Here is a 16,129-nt window from a genome sequence, read left to right on the forward strand (position 1 = left end):
AATCGCGCAAGGCCCGAAGGTCCCCTGCTTTCCCCCGTAGGGCGTATGCGGTATTAGCCGTCGTTTCCAACGGTTATCCCCCTCGACCGGGCAGATCCCCAAGCATTACTCACCCGTCCGCCGCTCGCCGGCAAAAGTAGCAAGCTACTCTCCCGCTGCCGCTCGACTTGCATGTGTTAGGCCTGCCGCCAGCGTTCAATCTGAGCCATGATCAAACTCTTCAATTAAAGACTTGATGCTCAATGAATATCTGAATTGCTGCTATTTCTAGTGCACTTCACAAATCATTGAAAAACAATATTTTTTGTTTCTCAAACGACTACGAGTGCCCACACAGTTTGCTTGATAAATTGTTAAAGAGCGTTGACCGCTTTCGCTGGTCAGGGCTGCGTATTCTACGCAATCCTTTTTGTTCGTCAAGCGTTGATTTGAACTTTATGCTGCTCGCTTTCAACCCTTGTGACCGTTGGCGTGTTGCCCCGTGTCAGTGGATGCGCATTATAGGGAGCCGCGATTTTTGCGCAAGGGCTTTTTTAAGAAAAACCGTATCCAGAACGCCAAGCGCTCAAAGGTTAACCAAAGAGGTGAAATTTACCGCGCTTCGGCCAGCTGCCGAGCAAATTCCACCAAAGAAGGATAGACGCTTTTCGCCAGTTTTTCCCCTTCCTCGATAATTTCCTTGCCGGTACGCACCAGCACGGGGTGGCCCACGCCGGCGGCGATAGCCGCCTTCATGTCCGATACCTTGTCCCCCACCATATAGGAAGCGGCCAGATCTATGTTCAGCTCTTTCGCGGCATCCAGCAGCATGCCCGGCGCCGGCTTGCGGCAGTCGCAGGCTCTGGTGCCGGGGCCGTTACCAGCACTCGGATGATGAGGACAGAAATAGATGCCATCGAGATCCACGCCCCGGTCGGCCAGGGACCAGTCCATCCATTCGGTCAGGCGCATAAAATCATCTTCGGTAAACATGCCCCGGGCAATGCCCGACTGGTTGGTGACCACCACCAGCAGGTAGCCTTTTTCCTTGAGTGAACGAAGGGCGTCGATCACTCCCTCGATAAAGATGAAATCGTCGGAATGGGACACATAACCGCTGTCCTGGTTGATGACGCCGTCCCGGTCGAGAAAAATCGCTGGCTTTGCCACTGTAATACCTGCCTTCAGTCAATCGTTACCGGGCGCATGTTAGCACAGGGCTGGCGGGCGCCGGAGGCTATTTCTGCGGCGTAATGGCAGGCTACCCTGTGCTCGCCCCCTTGCAGCAAAGGCACTTCCCTGGCGCAACGTTCACCGGCATAAGGGCAGCGGGTACGAAAGTGGCAGCCGCTTGGCGGGTTGGCCGGGGACGGCAGCTCGCCGCTCAGCATCATGGGAGCCTGCCGCATTCGCGGATCCGGCCGGGGAATGGCCGAGATCAGCACTTGAGTATAGGGGTGCCGTGGCTGCCGGTAGAGTTCTTCCGCCGGCGCCTGTTCGACAATGCGCCCCAGATACATGACGGCAATATGATCCGAGATGTGCTTGACCACCGACAGATCGTGGGCAATGAACAGCATGGCCAGCCCCCGCTCCTGCTGCAGCGACAACAGCAGGTTGAGGATCTGCGACTGCACCGATACATCCAGCGCCGACACCGCTTCATCACACACCAGCAGCCGGGGATTGAGCGCCATGGCCCGGGCAATGCCGATGCGCTGCCGCTGGCCGCCGGAAAACTCATGGGGAAAGCGATCCAGCGCCGAGGCCGGCAGTCCCACCCGCTCCAGTAACTCCGAAGCCCATGCCCGACGTTCGCGCCAGCTGCCCATTTTGTGAATAACAAAAGGCTCCTGCAACAGGGTGCCTATGGTATGGCGGCCGTTAAGGGATTCCTGAGGGTCCTGAAACACCATCTGCATCTGCCGGCGCAGAGGCTGCATTTGCCGGCGGCTGTAGCCGGTGATATCAATGCCGTCATAGATAATGCGCCCGGACGTGGGCTCATCCAGCTTGAGCAGGGCCCGGGCCAGGGTGGACTTGCCGCAGCCCGACTCCCCCACCAGCCCCAGGGTTTTCCCCGCTTCCAGCTCAAAGCTGACACCGTCCACCGCATACAGGGTTTTCCCCGCGCGCAGTAGTCCGCCACCCAGGGTAAAGTGCCGGGTCAGCCCGTTCACTTGCAGCAGAGCACTCATGACGACAACTCCCGCCAGTGATGACACCACACATGATGCACACTGTCCGCCTGCTCCAGTGCCGGCTGGGTGGCACACACCTCGGTGCGGTGAGGGCAGCGGTTGGCAAAACGGCAGCCCGACGGCAAGGCTTCCATTGACGGTACCTGACCCCGAATCACCGGCAGCTCGGTCTTGCCCGGCCGATCCAGCCGCGGTATGGATGCCAGTAAACCGCGGGTATAGGGGTGCCGGGGACGCTCGAAAATATCCAGCACGCTGGCCTGCTCGGCACTTCGCCCGGCGTACATTACCAGTACCTGATCGCAAATCTGGGCCACCACCCCCAGATCATGGGTAATAAAGATCACCGCCATGTTGTTTTGCTGCTGCAGCTCACGAATAAGGTGCAGGATCTGCGCCTGTATGGTCACGTCCAGCGCGGTGGTGGGTTCGTCGCAGATAAGCAACTCCGGCTCGCAGGCCAGCGCCATGGCGATCATCACCCGCTGGCGCATGCCGCCGGAAAGCTGATGCGGGTAGGCAGACAGCCGGGCCTCGGCTTCCGGTATGCCCACCCGGCGCAGCATGGTCAGGGCCGCCTGCCGGCGCTGATTTTTGTTCAGCTCCGGCCGGTGCAGTTCATATACCTCCATCAGCTGGCGGCCCACGGTATGTACCGGGTTGAGGGCGGTCATCGGCTCCTGAAAGATCATGGCGATCTTGTTGCCCCGCAGCCGGTAGCGCTGTTGCGGGTCCAGAGTGAGCAAATCTTTCCCCTGAAACAGCGCCTGGCCGCCTTCCACCCTGCCCGCCGGTTGCGGCAGCAGGCCCAGCAGGCTGAGAGCGGTGACGCTCTTGCCACAGCCGGACTCCCCCACCAGCCCCAGGGTCTGCCCCGGCGCCAGCGAAAAGCTGACATCATCCACCACGCGAAAACAGCCCGCTTCGGTGGTAAAGCTCACTGCCAGGTTATTGACCTCCAGCAGCCCCCCCATCAGCTTGCAGGCCTCCGCCAGGTTTCCACCACCTCCAATACCGGCTCATAGCGCTTGCCGCCGGCCTTGATCTCGGCCTTTTGCTGCTGGTCTATCCAGAACAGGCCACCGGTGCTGTGGGGGTAGCCTTCCATCGGCCAGAACAGGGACGGCGAACGCTGGGTGCCCTTGCTCTCGGGCAACTTCACATAACGCCAGTAGGCTTCACGGGTATAGGGCACCTGATAGCCGGGAATAAAGATGGCCAGCTCGTGCACCCGGCGCTGGATTTGCCGGGAGATGGCCGCCTTGGCATCCAGATCCATGGTGCGCCGGTACTGCTCTATCAGGGTATCCAGCTCCTGATCGCTGATATTGAACAGGTTGTTGGTCTGAGGCTTGTTGGCATTGAGGGAGTGAAAGAACTCCCAGTATTGCGGGTAAAGGCCACCGCCGCTCCAGCCCAGCCAGGCCGCCTCGTGTTTTTTCTCCAGCATGACCTTGAAGCCGGTGGCGCCGTCCACCAGGTTCAGCTGCAGATCCAGCCCGGCCTTGCGCGCCTCTTCCCGCAGAATGGCCAGACGGGCGGTGTGCTCCTGAGTGGTGTAGGTCACCGCCAGACTAAGCCGATCGCCCTCGGCGTTCAGCAGAATGCCGCCAGGCCCCTGGCGGTCATAGCCGGCCTCGGCAAACAAGGCACGGGCCTGTTGAATATCGTACTCCCGGGCGCGAATGTCGTAGTCGGTAAAGTCGCCATAGCCAGTGCCAAAGCCGTGCATGCGCTCATAGTCACCGCGCAGTATGGTATCGAGCATGCGCTGCATGTTGATGGCATGAGCAATGCCCTGACGCACCCGTACATCCGCCAATCTCGGATGAGCGGTATTAAGATGCAGCCCCTGAGCACCCTGGCGCATTTCGTTATAGAACCAGATGCGGTTAATCAGGCCATTGCGGTATTCGGGAGTGTCGGTCTTGTCGTGCCACCACTCCGGCAGGATCAGCCCGAAGGTATCCACGTCACCGCGCAGAAAGTGCCGGTAGGCGATATTGAGATCCCGCACCACGGTGAGCCGGATTTCATCCACATTAAACCTGTGTTTGTAATAGGTGAGATCATTGCCCCACCAGTCATCCAGGCGGGTAAAGGTAATGGAGCGGCCCCGCTTCACGTCGCTGATCACATAGGCCCCGGTCACCGGCACCACTTCCCAGTTGTAGCGGCGCACCCAGTCTTCGCTCATTTCATAAAAATGCTCGGGCTGGGGCACCAGCCCCACTGTGTTGAGCAGCTCGCGCCGGCTCTTGGGGCTGCCGGCAGTGACAGAAATGGTGTAATCGTCGTATTTGGTAACGTCGGTGATTTCTTCGGTGAAGTAGTTGTTGTACCAAGGGGCGCGGATCACCTTGGAGCGCATAAACTCCAGGGCGAACAGATAATCGTCGGCGGTCACCGGCTCACCGTCGGACCAGCGCGCCGCCGGGTTCAACTTGAAGTACATGGTGCGGTTGTCATCACCAAAGGCCCAGTGAGTGGCCAGGGCGGGAATGGGATTTTCGGTGTCGGGGTGCAGGCCGTACAGCCCAAGCTGATTTTCCAGCACAAAAGAACGGAACGAGGTATTGGAGTCGGGCCCCACGGTGCGAAAGGTAAGCGGAAAGCTCATCATCGTCATGTTGAAGCGCCCGCCTCGTTTGGCTTCAGGCGAAGCAAAAATGGGATCCTCATGGTTGGTTTCCCATGCCAGATTATCGGGCAGCTCCGCCGCCTGCAGGCCCAGCGCCAGCCCCAGCGTGGTCAGCATCACCAGTAGTTTATTCATCGCAGTCCCTGCCTATTCGTAACGAGAAAAATGTTTGGGATCAAAGGCCTCACGAATGGCCTCACCGATAAAGGAAACGTTAATCAGCACCAGCGACACCGCCGTGACCACAGAGGCCACTATCCAGGGGGAGTCCAGGTGGTTCACGCCCTGACGCAGCAGCTCGCCCCAGCTGGGCGTGGGTGGCGGCAGGCCAAAACCCAGGTAATCGAGCGCCGTGAGCAACGAAATATTGGCCACCACGGTAAAGGGCGCCAGGGTCACGATCATCATCAGGGTATTGGGCAGAATGTGGTGCACGATAATGCGCACCGTGCCCGCCCCCTGGGCCCGGGCCGCCAGCACATAGTCCCGGGCCTTTTCCTTGTAGGTCAGGGTGCGCATGTACCAGGTAATACCCATCCAGCCAAACAACACGTTGATGGCCACAAACAGGGCAAAGTTGGGCTGGGTGATCGACACCAGTATCATGATCACGTACAGGAACGGCACCTGGGACCAGATTTCGATAAAGCGCTGAAACAGCAGATCAAAGCGCCCGCCCCAAAAGCCCATCAGGCAACCAAGCATCACGCCGATCACATAGCTGGCGGTAAGCGCAATAAAGGCAAAACCCACGGCGGTGCGAAAGCCGTAAACCAGGCGCGCCACTATGTCCCGCCCCGAGCTGTCGGTTCCGAGAAAATGCCGGCTTTCCACGCTGGGGGCCGTGGGCGGATAACCGTTGCCGCTGTAGTCCTGCTCATAAGGGCTCCAGGGCACCAGGGGCAGCAGCACCCAGTTGCCGGGCTGTTCATCCAGCACTCGCTTTAATTCCCGGTAATCGGTTTCGTACTGGTAACCAAGGCCAAAGGTGTCGCCGGTGATCACGGCCCCGTAGGTGGGAAAATACAGCTCGCCCTCGTACTTCACCAGCAGGGCCCGGTTGCTGACCCACAGCTCGGCGGCGGCGGCCAGCAGCACCATCACCATAAAAATGATAAAGGCGTAATAGCCGCGTTTGATGCTGCGAAAGCGGCGCAGTTTCTTTTTGGTGACATCGGAAAGCAGTCTAGCCATCGAACCTCACTCGCGGATCCACCAGCGCCACGCAGATGTCCGACAATATATTGCCCAGCAGCATCAGCAGCGAGGTCACCGCCAGTATGCCCATCACCACCGGGTAGTCCCGCTCCACCACCGCCTCGTAACCCAGCAGCCCGAGGCCGTCGATATTAAAGATCACCTCAATCAGGAAAGAGCCGGCAAAAAACACCGAAATCACGTTGCCAAAGTGGCTGGCAATGGGGATCAGGCTGTTGCGCAGGGCATGGCGGGTGACCGCCTTGCCAAAGGGCAGCCCCTTGGCCACGGCGGTGCGTACATAATCCGCCGACAGATTTTCCATCAGGCTGTTTTTCATGGTCATGGTCAGCACGGCGAAATCACCGATGGCATAGGCAATGAGCGGCAGCAGGGCATGATGAAACAGATTGAGGGTTTTGGGCCAGAAGCCTTCCAGATAGTAGAAGTCGTCCCCCACAAAGCCGCCCATGGGAAACCAGCCCAGCTGAAAGGCGAACACCGTCAGCAGAAAAATGCCCACCACATAGGCCGGCAGGGCATAGCCGGCGTAGATAAACATGGAGCTGATGCTGTCGAACCGGCTGTTGTGCCTGAGCGCCTTGAGAATGCCCAGCGGAATGGACACCAGATAACTGAGAATAAAGGTGCTGATGCCGAAAAAGGCCGACACCGGCAGCCGCTCCTGGATCAGTTCCCACACCGGCAGGTAGTAGCGGGTGGACTCCCCCAGATCGAGCCGCACCAGTTTGCCCAGCCAGTCCAGATAGGCCTCGCCCACCGGCTTGTCGAGACCGTAAAAGGCCTTGAGCTCCTCAATCTGCTCGGTAGACAGCACCTGCCCGCCCCGGCTGCTCTGGCTGAATTCGCTGCCCGCCAGCTGGCTTTCCATCAGCATGCGCTCCACCGGCCCCCCGGGCACAAAGCGGGTAATGGCGAACACCACCAGAGTAATGCCGAGAAAGGTGGGGATCAGCAGCAATAATCGACGCAGAAAATACTGGCCCATTGTATTCCTTGTGTTCGTTCCCTGAAAAAGGATTAGTGGCTGCCGGTTGATCGTACCCGGCAAAGCGCATCAGCAAGCAGACCCGGCGTACCGTGAATCGACAGCAGGGTTACCTGCGCCGACACGCTTCGATCCATGCCACTTATCTGTAAAACCTGCTGCGAACATACTAAATGTTCGGTCAGGCTTTACAGATTCGTCACGGCGAGCAAGCTCGCCCCATGGGCGCTCGGCAAATGCCATCCCTGGCATTTGACGGTCGGCTCCGGCAATCCCTGCTGCCGCTTCACCTTGCAGGCCTTCCACAGTTAGACCAACAGCCGGGTCTTATAATGCCAGCTTACGGCTTATGCTGTTCTTTTTCATCCTATATCAAGGCATTGCAAAAGGGGCAAGACAGAGACCCTTTTTCATTCTCGCAGCATCACGGGAAATACTCGTTGACTCGGACGTCCAGACGGCTTAGCATCCTCTGCCATTAGTCATGGTTTCATGACTTGTCCCTGTTCTTGCGCTGTTTATACAGTGGATAACCATACCGGAAGGCCCATCCTCCGATGATCAAACTAACCAATATCACCAAGCGCTACGGAGCGGGCGAGAATGCCGTTCACGCCGTTAAAAACGTCGATCTGGAGGTTGCCGCCGGCCAGATCATGGGCGTTATCGGCGAATCCGGAGCCGGCAAAAGCACCCTGATCCGTTGCGTCAACCTGCTGGAACGCCCCACCGAGGGCCGGGTATATGTGGACGGCCAGGATCTGACCGCCATGGGCGGCACCGAGCTGTCCCGCGCCCGTCGCAATATCGGCATGATTTTCCAGCACTTCAACCTGCTGTCATCCCGCACCGTGTTCGACAACGTGGCCCTGCCGCTGGAGCTGGCGGGCAACTCAAAGGCCGAGATCAGACAGCGGGTAAACGAGCTGCTGGAGCTGGTGGGCCTGTCCCATCGCGCCCATGCCTATCCCAATGCCCTGTCGGGCGGTCAGAAGCAACGGGTAGCCATCGCCCGGGCCCTGGCCCCGGCACCCAAGGTACTGCTGTGTGACGAGGCCACCTCGGCACTGGATCCACAAACCACCCAGTCCATTCTGGCACTGCTGAAAGACATCAACCAGCGTCTGGGCCTGACCATACTACTGATCACCCACGAAATGCAGGTGGTGAAGTCCATCTGTGACCGGGTGGCCATTATCAACGACGGCGAGCTGGTAGAGCAGGGGGAAGTTGCCTGGTTCTTTGCCAATGCCCGGACCGAGCTGGCGCAACGTTTTATCGCCTCCACCATTCATCTGGACATTCCCGATGAATACCAGGCCCGGCTGTCCGCCGAGCCGGTGGCCGGCGCCCTGCCTCTGGTGCGGCTGGGCTTTACCGGCGAGACCGTGGATACGCCACTGATCTCCATTCTCAGCCGCGAGCTGAACGTGGATGTCACCATTCTCAGCGCCGACATCGAATACGCCGGCGGTGTGAAATTTGGCTTTATGCTGGCCGAGCTGGACGGTGCGCCTGAACAGACTCAGGCCGCCATCGCTTATTTGGAAGAACACAAAATTCAGGTGGAGTTACTCGGTTATGTCCGACGCCATGATTAATCTGCTGCTCTCGGCACTCTGGGAGACCCTGGTCATGACCTTTGGCTCGGGTGCCATCGCCTGCGCCCTGGGCCTGCCACTGGGCATTGCCCTGCACGTGAGCAAGCCCGGCCAGATCTGGGAAAACAAGGCCTTTAACAAGATTCTGGGCACAGTGGTCAACATCGGGCGCTCCGTGCCCTTTATCATTTTGCTGGTGGCCATTATTCCCTTTACCCGCATGGTGGTGGGCACCAGTATCGGTACCTGGGCGGCGGTAGTGCCGCTTACCGTGGCCGCCATTCCCTTTGTGGCCCGGCTGATGGAAGGGGCGCTGATGGAAGTGCCGTCCGGGCTGGTGGAAGCGGCCCAGGCCATGGGGGCGCGCCGGCTGCAGATCGTATACAAGGTGCTGCTGCCCGAGGCCCTGCCGGGTATGCTCAACGGCATCATCATCACCCTGGTGACCCTGGTCAACTATTCGGCCATGGCCGGTGCCGTGGGCGGCGGCGGCCTGGGAGACGTGGGCATTCGCTACGGCTACCAGCGTTTTGATCCGCAAATCATGCTGATCACGGTCGTGATTCTGGTGGTGCTGGTACAAATCATTCAGAGCGTCGGCGAACGGCTGGTGGCTCATCTGGATCGTCGCTGATTTATTTAACAAGGAGATCATCATGAAAGCAGGATTGAAATCATTCGCCACCCTGGGTGTGCTGGCCTCGGCCCTGACCCTGGCCGGTTGCGGCGAGCAAACCGAACAGACCACGTCCGAAGCCGAAGCGGTCAAGCCGCTGCGTCTGGGCGTGATCGCCGGTGCCGAAGAGCAGGTGGCGGAAGTGGCCGCCAGGGTGGCCAAAGAGCAGTATGATCTGGATGTGGAGCTGGTGTCCTTCAGCGACTACGTTACCCCCAACGTGGCCCTGAGCGACGGCAGCCTCGATATCAACGCCTTTCAGCACAAGCCCTACCTCGACAAGCAGATTGCCGATCGCGGCTACGAGCTGGTGCCGGTGGGCAACACCTTCGTTTACCCCATCGCCGCCTACTCCAAGGTGATCAAAAACCTGGATGAGCTGGCCGAGGGCGCCAAGGTGGCCGTGCCCAACGATCCCACCAACCTGGGCCGCAGCCTGCTGCTGCTGGAGCAGCAGGGTCTGATTGAAGTGGATGACGCCGTGGGCCTGGAAGCCACGCCGCTGAACATCACCGCCAACCCGAAAAACCTCGACATCATCGAGCTGGAAGCGCCCCAGCTGCCCCGCTCCCTGGAAGATGTGGACTTCGCCATCATCAACACCACCTATGCCTCACAGATCGATCTGCTGCCCGGCCGGGACAGCCTGTTTGTGGAAGACAAGGAATCGCCCTACGTTAATCTGATCGTGTCCCGCACCGACAACCAGGACGACGAACGTATTCAGACTTTCGTCAAGGCCTATCAGAGTGAAGAGGTCTACCAGGCGGCGCTGGACCTGTTCAAGGGCGGCGTGGTCAAGGGCTGGTAAGTCACCGCTCACTTTATATCCAGGGTCACGGCATGCCGTGGCCCTTTTTTATTGTTGCTGCCATAATGCTTGTTTAAAGAAAGAGCCGGAAAGGAATTATGCTGAACTGGTATCTGGCCCATTGCCGCCCACGAGAAGAAGAGCGGGCCCTGCTGCATCTCGACAACCAGCACATTGAAACCTTCTGCCCCTTTATCGAGGTCAAAAAGCTGGTGCGTGGCAAGCGCGTTACCCGTAATGAAGCCCTGTTTCCGGGCTATCTGTTTCTGCGCGCCAATCTGGACATCACCAGCTCCGCCACCCTGCGCTCTACCCGGGGCATTCGCAGCCTGGTGCGCTTTGGCGAGACACCCTGTGTGGTGCCCGATGAGCTGATCCATGATCTGATGCTGCGCACCGGCGACCCGCGCCTGAGTGAACAACTGAGCGATCTGCCCAGATGTGGCGACAAGGTGGTGATCAATACAGGCCCGTTCAAGGGGATGGAAGCCATTTATCAGGAAGCGGACGGCGACAGCCGCGCCATGCTGCTGCTGACCCTGCTGCAGAGCCAGACCCGTGCCAGCTTTGCCCATACCGACTACAGCCGGCTGTAAAATGGTGAGGCGTGAGGCGTGAGGGGCTCAAGGTTTGGTTATTGCCGCTCCAGCACCATCACCCTGTGATATTGCAGCGGGCGGTAGTCCGGCGCCGGGCCGTGAAGGGGCGTTTGCCACCACAGCTCCGGCGCCAGCCGCAGCGGCAGCTCCAGCATCAGCCTGAGCCGGGTTTCAACATCATTTTCACTGTTATTGAGCAGTGATGTCTGCAACCGCAGAATACGCCAGGGCGCATAGCTGAGTGCCCACTGGCTGGAGCCTGCCGCCTGGTATTTATCACCACTGCCAAACAATCGCAGATGCTCCCCCCGCCATTGATAGTGCCGGCCACTGATGCTGAGACCGGGCAGAGCCTTCAGCTGCCCTTCACCAAACCACACTCTGCCTGCGGCCGGCCGCTCTCCGCTGCGCCAGGATGACAGCGGCTGATATTGTGCCGCGCCCAGGCGCAGCTCATCCTGCTCCAGCCAGAATAACAAGCCTCCCCGGCGATGCTCACTTTCCTCCTGATAGTCAAACAGGGGCTCTATATGCAGAGTACTGTCCGGCACCAGCGGCCGACGATAATGCAGCCCCAGCTGATAAGTCAGCCGGTCGTCCCGGTAGTCCACACCCAGCTCACCATTGATATGCTTCCACAATGGCAGCGCCAGCTGGCTGTTGAGTTCAGCCTCATGATCAAACAGCGGCAGCTGATAGTCCCAGTACCAGTCGCTGGGGTTCAGCCAGGGCAGAGAGGCCAGCTGACTGGTACCAAAGGAGAGAGTGTCATCGGCAAGCAGCCCGGTCTGGGTAAGCACAAAGCCGTCCAGATCGTCAGTGGCGGCGGCCCTGGCCGCACTGGCCAGGGTCAGCAGAAGCTGGTCCGATTTGGGGGCACTGTCCGGATCAGGCCGGCCCAGTACAGGCAGGTGTTCATGGTGGTCGGGACGTACGGGCGTTGGTGTCAATGCTGATGCAGTGACCGGCATACCGGCGGCAGCCGGACGGGACATCGCTGACGGCAAGGGGAGCGTCCGTTCCGGAACCCAAATCCAGTCGTCAGGCGCCAGGGGGACCATAAAACGCTCGCGGTTGAACTCCCAGCGCAGACGGCGTTCACTCAGCTGATAACTCCGGGCCAGGCTGGCCCAGCTCTCGCCGTCGGCCACCTGGTGCATCACCATCACAGGTCCCGCGGCCCTTGCGGCCAGCACCACTCCCAGCCACAACAGCAACAGGCATAACCAACGCATGTGTCAGCCTCCACTCATCTGTTCAGTGCAGGATCACATTCAGCCCTGCAGGCCGCACAGCAAACGATATTCTTCCAGTACATAAGTGTCTGTCATGCCGCTGATGAAATCCAGCAACAGGCGCACGCGAAAATACCATTCCCGCTCGGCGTCATGTTCAAACAAGGGGGCATTCTGGCTGTCTCTGTAATAGGCCGCCAGATGCCGGGGCGGCAGCCGGTGAAACAGCCGGCGCAGCACCTGGCCGTTGGCATCACGACGCTCTTCCAGACCGGTAAACTCCGTCGCCGGCAGCGCCAGCAGCGGGGCAAAGGCGTCCAGCACGCCCTTGAGAGCGGCAAAGCCGGCCAGCTCCAGCGACTCCACTTCCCGCCGGCGAAAGACATGGCGGAGGGCAAAGGCTTTCAGCCATTGCAGCGCCTGAGCCGGAGGCTGTTCTACCGCCAGCAGCGGCTGGTCGTGATCGCCATCGAGAATGGCCTGCTGGTGCGTCAGGTACTGTGCGCTGATCAGGGGCAGAAGATCCCGTCCCAGGCGCTGCCGAAACCGGCTGAAAAACCCCGGCTCTTCCACCCGGGATTCCCGCCACAGCTGTTTGAGGTAGTCGTTGGCTTCTCCCAGCAAGGCCCGCTCCAGTTCCGCCAGACTGAGCACTCTCCTGTCTACCGCGTCTTCCAGATCGGCCACACCATAAGCCATGTCATCCGCCGCTTCCATTAAAAACGCCAGCGGGTGACGTCCCCTGGCAGTAGAGGGAAAACAGGCGCGAATTTGCTGCACCAGCGGCCGTTCACTGAAAAAGTGCCCGGGCTTTTGCTGCCAGCGACCGCCGGTCACGGGTTGATAGGCTCCGCGCACGTATTTCTGCAGTGCCGCCAGCTGGCTCAGGGTCAGGTTCAGATCCTGCAGGCTGTGCAGCAACCGCAGGCTCTGGGCATTGCCCTCAAACTGACGCAGATCCGCCAGCAGCATGGGCCACTGGGCTGACGGCCTGCCCACGGCCCGGCGAAACAATCCCGGCAGGTGCTGACCGAGCCAGTCGATAATCACCGCTTCGCCAAAGTGGCCAAAGGGCGGGTTGCCCACATCGTGCAGCAGACAGGCCATTTCCACCAGGCTGACAAAGGCGTCCCGGTCTGCCTCCTGTTCCAGTTGCGCCACCACCCGCAGCGCCAGCTGGCGACCGGTTTCCTTCACTTCCAGGGAGTGGGTCAGCCGGCTGCGCACCGATGCTTTCACATCCAGCGGAAATACCTGAGTCTTTTGCTGCAGCCGGCGCACCGGTGAGCACTGCACAATACGGGATCGATCCGCCTCAATGGCCTGTGCCGCACTTTCCGGTTCAGCTCCGGCTCGAAACCGGTCTGCACGAATAAAGTCAGCATGGCGGCTCATACCCGCAGCTCCAGCCAACGCCGCAGCTCGGCCAGATCCGGCTCCATCAGACGGTTAAGCTCAGCCACTCTTTCATCCAGCTGCTCCCACCAGTCGGGCAGCTCCGGGCTCTGGATCTGCTGGGCCAGCAACTGCACCCGTTTCAGCCCCACCGAGCCGGCCGCGCCCTTGATCTTGTGGGCCTCTTCCACAATCTCCGGCTGGCGGCGTTCAGCGGTAAACGCATTAAGCCGGGCCAGATAGTCTTCCGCCATGGACGCCAGCAAATCCACGCTCGACAACAGCGCCCTGGCCCCGACCGTATCCACATAATCCTGCAGAAAGACCGTATCCAATACCGGCTCATCACTGTTGCCTGCCTCCTGCAGCCCGGTTGTATCCGGCGCTGGCAGCTCTGCAGCCTTGTTGCAGGGCGGCATATGGCCGAAAAAGCGTGCCAGCACCCCCTTGATGGCCTTGGACGACAGCGGCTTGCTGATGGCATCGTCCATGCCCCCGGCCAGATATTTCTGCTTGTCGCTGATCACATTGGCGGTGAGCGCGACCAGCGGCGGCAGTACCTTGTCCTGTTCTTTGGCTTCCTGCCGCAGCCGGCCGGCAATATCAAAGCCGGTCATGTCCGGCAGCTGAATATCGAGGAACACCAGATCAAAGTCGTGCTCGGCCAGCAGCGCAAAGGCCTCACCGCCGTCCCTGGCCACGCTCACTCTATGGCCCAGCTTTTCCAGCAGAGCGCAGGCCACGGTGACGTTGAGCTCCACATCTTCCACCAGCAGTACCGACAGACAGGGCAAGTGAGCCAGCACCGGATCGTCCTTGGGCGCCTGAGTGGTGGGTACGGTAATGGTCACACTGAAACAGGAGCCTTCACCGGGTTCGCTGTCCAGCTCTATGCTGCCATGCATGGCGTCCACCAGCTGTTTCGATACCGCCAGACCAATACCGGTGCCGGTTGCATGCTTCTTGCCTTCAATCTGAAAGTACAGCGCGAAGATCTTCTGCTGCAGCGAAGCAGGAATGCCGATACCTGTGTCTTCAATATCAAAACGCAGGGTCACCTGGCCCGGCTCCAGCTCATCGGCCATGCAGCGAATGGTCACCCCGCCGTCGTCGGTAAACTTGACCGCGTTGCCCACCAGGTTCCACAACACCTGGCGCAGCCGGGTGCCGTCGGCCTGTATCCACTCCGGAATGTCACCGTCCCGGTCAAAGTGCAGGTAAAGCCCTTTTTGCTCCGCCTGCAGCCGGGCCAGGCTTTCCAGATCATCGAGAAAGCCGGGCAGGTCCATGGGCTCGGGGGCCAGCTCCAGCCGGCTGCGGTCCAGCTTGTCGAGATCGATAATGTCGTTAAAGATATTGCCCAGGGTGACGGCGCTGAAGTGAATGGTCTTGAGATGCTGGCGCTGCTCCGGACTCAGCTCTGTGGCCAGCAAAATACGGCTCAGGCCCACAATGCCGTTGAGCGGCGTGCGCAGCTCGTGGCTGATGGTGGAAATAAAGGTGGTCTTGTCGCGGCTGGCCTTTTCCAGTTCGTTCTGGTAGCGCTTGCGCTCGGTAATGTCCCGGCCAAAACCGAGCAGCCCCAGACGTTTGCCGTCCCGGTCAAAGAAGGGCACCTTGCGCAGCTCAAAGCAGGCCCGGCGGCCGTCCGGGTATTGCAGCCACTGCTCGTAGGTCTGGCTTTCGTTGCGGGCAAAGACTTCCCTGTCGGTCTCCACCACCTTTTCCGCCACGTCTTCCGGATACACATCATGAGGAGTCAGCCCAATCAGCTCCTTTTCCTGGCGACCCAGCAGGTTTTCCATGGCCTTGTTGCATCCCGAGAACTCTTCCAGCTCGTTACGGTAATACACCAGATCCGGCGAGGTATCGATAAAGGAACGCAGCAGCGCCGAGCGCTCCTGGGATTCCATCTGCGCTTTTTCCCGCTGAAACACCTCGCTTTCCAGATCCTCAATGGCCTGCTGGCGGGCGGCCTCCGCCTTGTGAGTTTCCTCTATCTGGCGGTTGAGCAGCTCGATTTTTTCCTGCAGCTCGCTGTTCAGCTCCTGATCCCGTTCGCGCATCTGCTGCAACCGCTGCACCAGCCGGCTCAGGCGCTGGCGGGAGTCTTCCAGCTGATCCACCACCACCGACAGAAAATATACCGCCCAGGGGGTCACCAACAGGCCAAAGAAGATGGAGCGCACCAGATCGATAGACTCAACCGATCCCCTAAGGAACAGGGTGACGCCCACTTGTATAAAAATGGCCAGCAAAATAATGCAGGCGGCCAGCAGCATGCTGAAGCGGACGATGCCCAGCTTGGTCATCAGATCCACATAGTACTGGGCCCAGGTCTTAACGGGTTTCATCGGCTTTTTCCTGTCGGCAACGGCAAACTGAAAGAATACCGGCTCCGAAGTGGGCTGTCATGTAGCCGGCGGGGAAGAGGCCCCCAGGCCCGTGCCACAAAGGGGTGCCCTGCACCAGAACGGCACGTCCGCTTCCCGCTGACCGGCATCGTTCAGGAATATTTGACGTAACTCAGTGCCAATATGGGTCATTTCATGCTCATAATGACGAACGCTCACCCATTGAATGCACCAAAAGTGACTTCGTAACAGGCTGATAAAAGGGAGTTTTTAATCAATTGCACCCTATTGGGGCAGATGTTGCGCCATTAAAATGCATGACCCAACTCCAACCTTAAGGCCATTTATGTAGTAAAAAAACAAGATGATGAATAATTATGCTGACTGAGGCCGCCGACAGAAGGAAGCTGTCCGGACAGGCGTAAAACCCC

General features: G+C 59.5%; 13 protein-coding genes and 1 rRNA gene. 4 read left to right on the forward strand and 10 right to left on the reverse strand.

The genetic code is table 11. The annotated features are described in order from the left end of the window. The 7 genes from DA373_RS09050 to DA373_RS09080 all read right to left on the reverse strand — a co-directional run. Positions 1 to 227 (reverse strand): 16S ribosomal RNA (locus tag DA373_RS09050); the annotation flags it as partial. Between the two features lie 364 nt (positions 228 to 591). After that, the gene (gmhB, locus tag DA373_RS09055) at positions 592 to 1,149 is read right to left on the reverse strand and encodes a D-glycero-beta-D-manno-heptose 1,7-bisphosphate 7-phosphatase (protein WP_198650281.1); all 558 of its coding nucleotides are present in this window, start codon (positions 1,147 to 1,149) and stop codon (positions 592 to 594) included. A gap of 14 nt (positions 1,150 to 1,163) precedes the next feature. After that, entirely contained in the window at positions 1,164 to 2,177 is a 1,014-nt protein-coding gene (locus DA373_RS09060; protein WP_107851995.1) for an ABC transporter ATP-binding protein, read from the reverse strand. Next, positions 2,174 to 3,154 (reverse strand): ABC transporter ATP-binding protein, encoded by a 981-nt coding sequence (locus tag DA373_RS09065; RefSeq protein ID WP_107851996.1) that lies wholly within the window; start codon positions 3,152 to 3,154, stop codon positions 2,174 to 2,176. Before DA373_RS09065 ends, DA373_RS09060 begins: the two co-directional genes overlap by 4 nt. Further along, a complete protein-coding gene (locus DA373_RS09070; protein ID WP_107851997.1) occupies positions 3,154 to 4,956 on the reverse strand; it encodes an extracellular solute-binding protein in 1,803 nt (600 codons plus the stop codon). Before DA373_RS09070 ends, DA373_RS09065 begins: the two co-directional genes overlap by 1 nt. Before the next feature lie 12 nt (positions 4,957 to 4,968). After that, a complete protein-coding gene (locus DA373_RS09075) occupies positions 4,969 to 6,015 on the reverse strand; it encodes an ABC transporter permease (protein ID WP_107851998.1) in 1,047 nt (348 codons plus the stop codon). After that, positions 6,008 to 7,027: an ABC transporter permease subunit gene (locus DA373_RS09080; RefSeq protein ID WP_107851999.1), complete on the reverse strand. Its 1,020-nt coding sequence runs from the start codon at positions 7,025 to 7,027 to the stop codon at positions 6,008 to 6,010. The genes DA373_RS09075 and DA373_RS09080 overlap by 8 nt, the downstream gene beginning before the upstream one ends. Positions 7,028 to 7,584: 557 nt before the next feature. Here DA373_RS09080 and metN point away from each other — a divergent pair. From metN to rfaH, 4 genes are all read left to right on the forward strand, one after another. Beyond that, a complete protein-coding gene (metN, locus tag DA373_RS09085) occupies positions 7,585 to 8,628 on the forward strand; it encodes a methionine ABC transporter ATP-binding protein MetN (RefSeq protein ID WP_107852000.1) in 1,044 nt (347 codons plus the stop codon). After that, positions 8,609 to 9,262 (forward strand): methionine ABC transporter permease, encoded by a 654-nt coding sequence (locus tag DA373_RS09090; protein WP_107852001.1) that lies wholly within the window; start codon positions 8,609 to 8,611, stop codon positions 9,260 to 9,262. Before metN ends, DA373_RS09090 begins: the two co-directional genes overlap by 20 nt. A gap of 22 nt (positions 9,263 to 9,284) precedes the next feature. Next, positions 9,285 to 10,115 (forward strand): methionine ABC transporter substrate-binding lipoprotein MetQ, encoded by an 831-nt coding sequence (metQ, locus tag DA373_RS09095; protein WP_107852002.1) that lies wholly within the window; start codon positions 9,285 to 9,287, stop codon positions 10,113 to 10,115. Between the two features lie 98 nt (positions 10,116 to 10,213). Continuing rightward, positions 10,214 to 10,711 (forward strand): transcription/translation regulatory transformer protein RfaH, encoded by a 498-nt coding sequence (rfaH, locus tag DA373_RS09100; RefSeq protein ID WP_107852003.1) that lies wholly within the window; start codon positions 10,214 to 10,216, stop codon positions 10,709 to 10,711. A gap of 38 nt (positions 10,712 to 10,749) precedes the next feature. Here rfaH and DA373_RS09105 read toward each other — a convergent pair whose 3' ends face one another. Genes DA373_RS09105 through arcB form a run of 3 tightly spaced genes read right to left on the reverse strand, consistent with a single transcriptional unit; the run spans position 10,750 to position 15,698 of the window. Further along, positions 10,750 to 11,949 (reverse strand): inverse autotransporter beta domain-containing protein, encoded by a 1,200-nt coding sequence (locus DA373_RS09105; protein ID WP_107852004.1) that lies wholly within the window; start codon positions 11,947 to 11,949, stop codon positions 10,750 to 10,752. A 39-nt stretch (positions 11,950 to 11,988) separates the two neighbouring features. Beyond that, positions 11,989 to 13,344 carry a dGTPase gene (gene dgt / locus DA373_RS09110; protein ID WP_107852005.1) on the reverse strand — a complete coding sequence of 452 codons (1,356 nt, stop codon included), beginning with the start codon at positions 13,342 to 13,344 and terminating at the stop codon, positions 11,989 to 11,991. Continuing rightward, on the reverse strand, positions 13,341 to 15,698 hold the full coding sequence (gene arcB / locus DA373_RS09115; protein ID WP_107852006.1) for an aerobic respiration two-component sensor histidine kinase ArcB: 2,358 nt from the start codon (positions 15,696 to 15,698) through the stop codon (positions 13,341 to 13,343). The genes dgt and arcB overlap by 4 nt, the downstream gene beginning before the upstream one ends. Positions 15,699 to 16,129 lie beyond the last annotated feature (431 nt).

The sequence above is a fragment of the Oceanimonas marisflavi genome (assembly GCF_003049725.1).
GTDB classification, from domain to species: Bacteria; Pseudomonadota; Gammaproteobacteria; order Enterobacterales; family Aeromonadaceae; genus Oceanimonas; species Oceanimonas marisflavi.

What these genes read in the sequence shown, in the direction of transcription:
- arcB (WP_107852006.1), bottom strand. Translation starts at nt 15,698, where the DNA reads ATGAAACCCGTTAAGACCTGGGCCCAGTACTATGTGGATCTGATGACC.
- dgt (WP_107852005.1), bottom strand. Translation starts at nt 13,344, where the DNA reads ATGAGCCGCCATGCTGACTTTATTCGTGCAGACCGGTTTCGAGCCGGA.
- DA373_RS09060 (WP_107851995.1), bottom strand. Translation starts at nt 2,177, where the DNA reads ATGAGTGCTCTGCTGCAAGTGAACGGGCTGACCCGGCACTTTACCCTG.
- DA373_RS09065 (WP_107851996.1), bottom strand. Translation starts at nt 3,154, where the DNA reads ATGGGGGGGCTGCTGGAGGTCAATAACCTGGCAGTGAGCTTTACCACC.
- DA373_RS09090 (WP_107852001.1), top strand. Translation starts at nt 8,609, where the DNA reads ATGTCCGACGCCATGATTAATCTGCTGCTCTCGGCACTCTGGGAGACC.
- metQ (WP_107852002.1), top strand. Translation starts at nt 9,285, where the DNA reads ATGAAAGCAGGATTGAAATCATTCGCCACCCTGGGTGTGCTGGCCTCG.
- DA373_RS09075 (WP_107851998.1), bottom strand. Translation starts at nt 6,015, where the DNA reads ATGGCTAGACTGCTTTCCGATGTCACCAAAAAGAAACTGCGCCGCTTT.
- DA373_RS09080 (WP_107851999.1), bottom strand. Translation starts at nt 7,027, where the DNA reads ATGGGCCAGTATTTTCTGCGTCGATTATTGCTGCTGATCCCCACCTTT.
- DA373_RS09105 (WP_107852004.1), bottom strand. Translation starts at nt 11,949, where the DNA reads ATGCGTTGGTTATGCCTGTTGCTGTTGTGGCTGGGAGTGGTGCTGGCC.
- metN (WP_107852000.1), top strand. Translation starts at nt 7,585, where the DNA reads ATGATCAAACTAACCAATATCACCAAGCGCTACGGAGCGGGCGAGAAT.
- DA373_RS09070 (WP_107851997.1), bottom strand. Translation starts at nt 4,956, where the DNA reads ATGAATAAACTACTGGTGATGCTGACCACGCTGGGGCTGGCGCTGGGC.
- rfaH (WP_107852003.1), top strand. Translation starts at nt 10,214, where the DNA reads ATGCTGAACTGGTATCTGGCCCATTGCCGCCCACGAGAAGAAGAGCGG.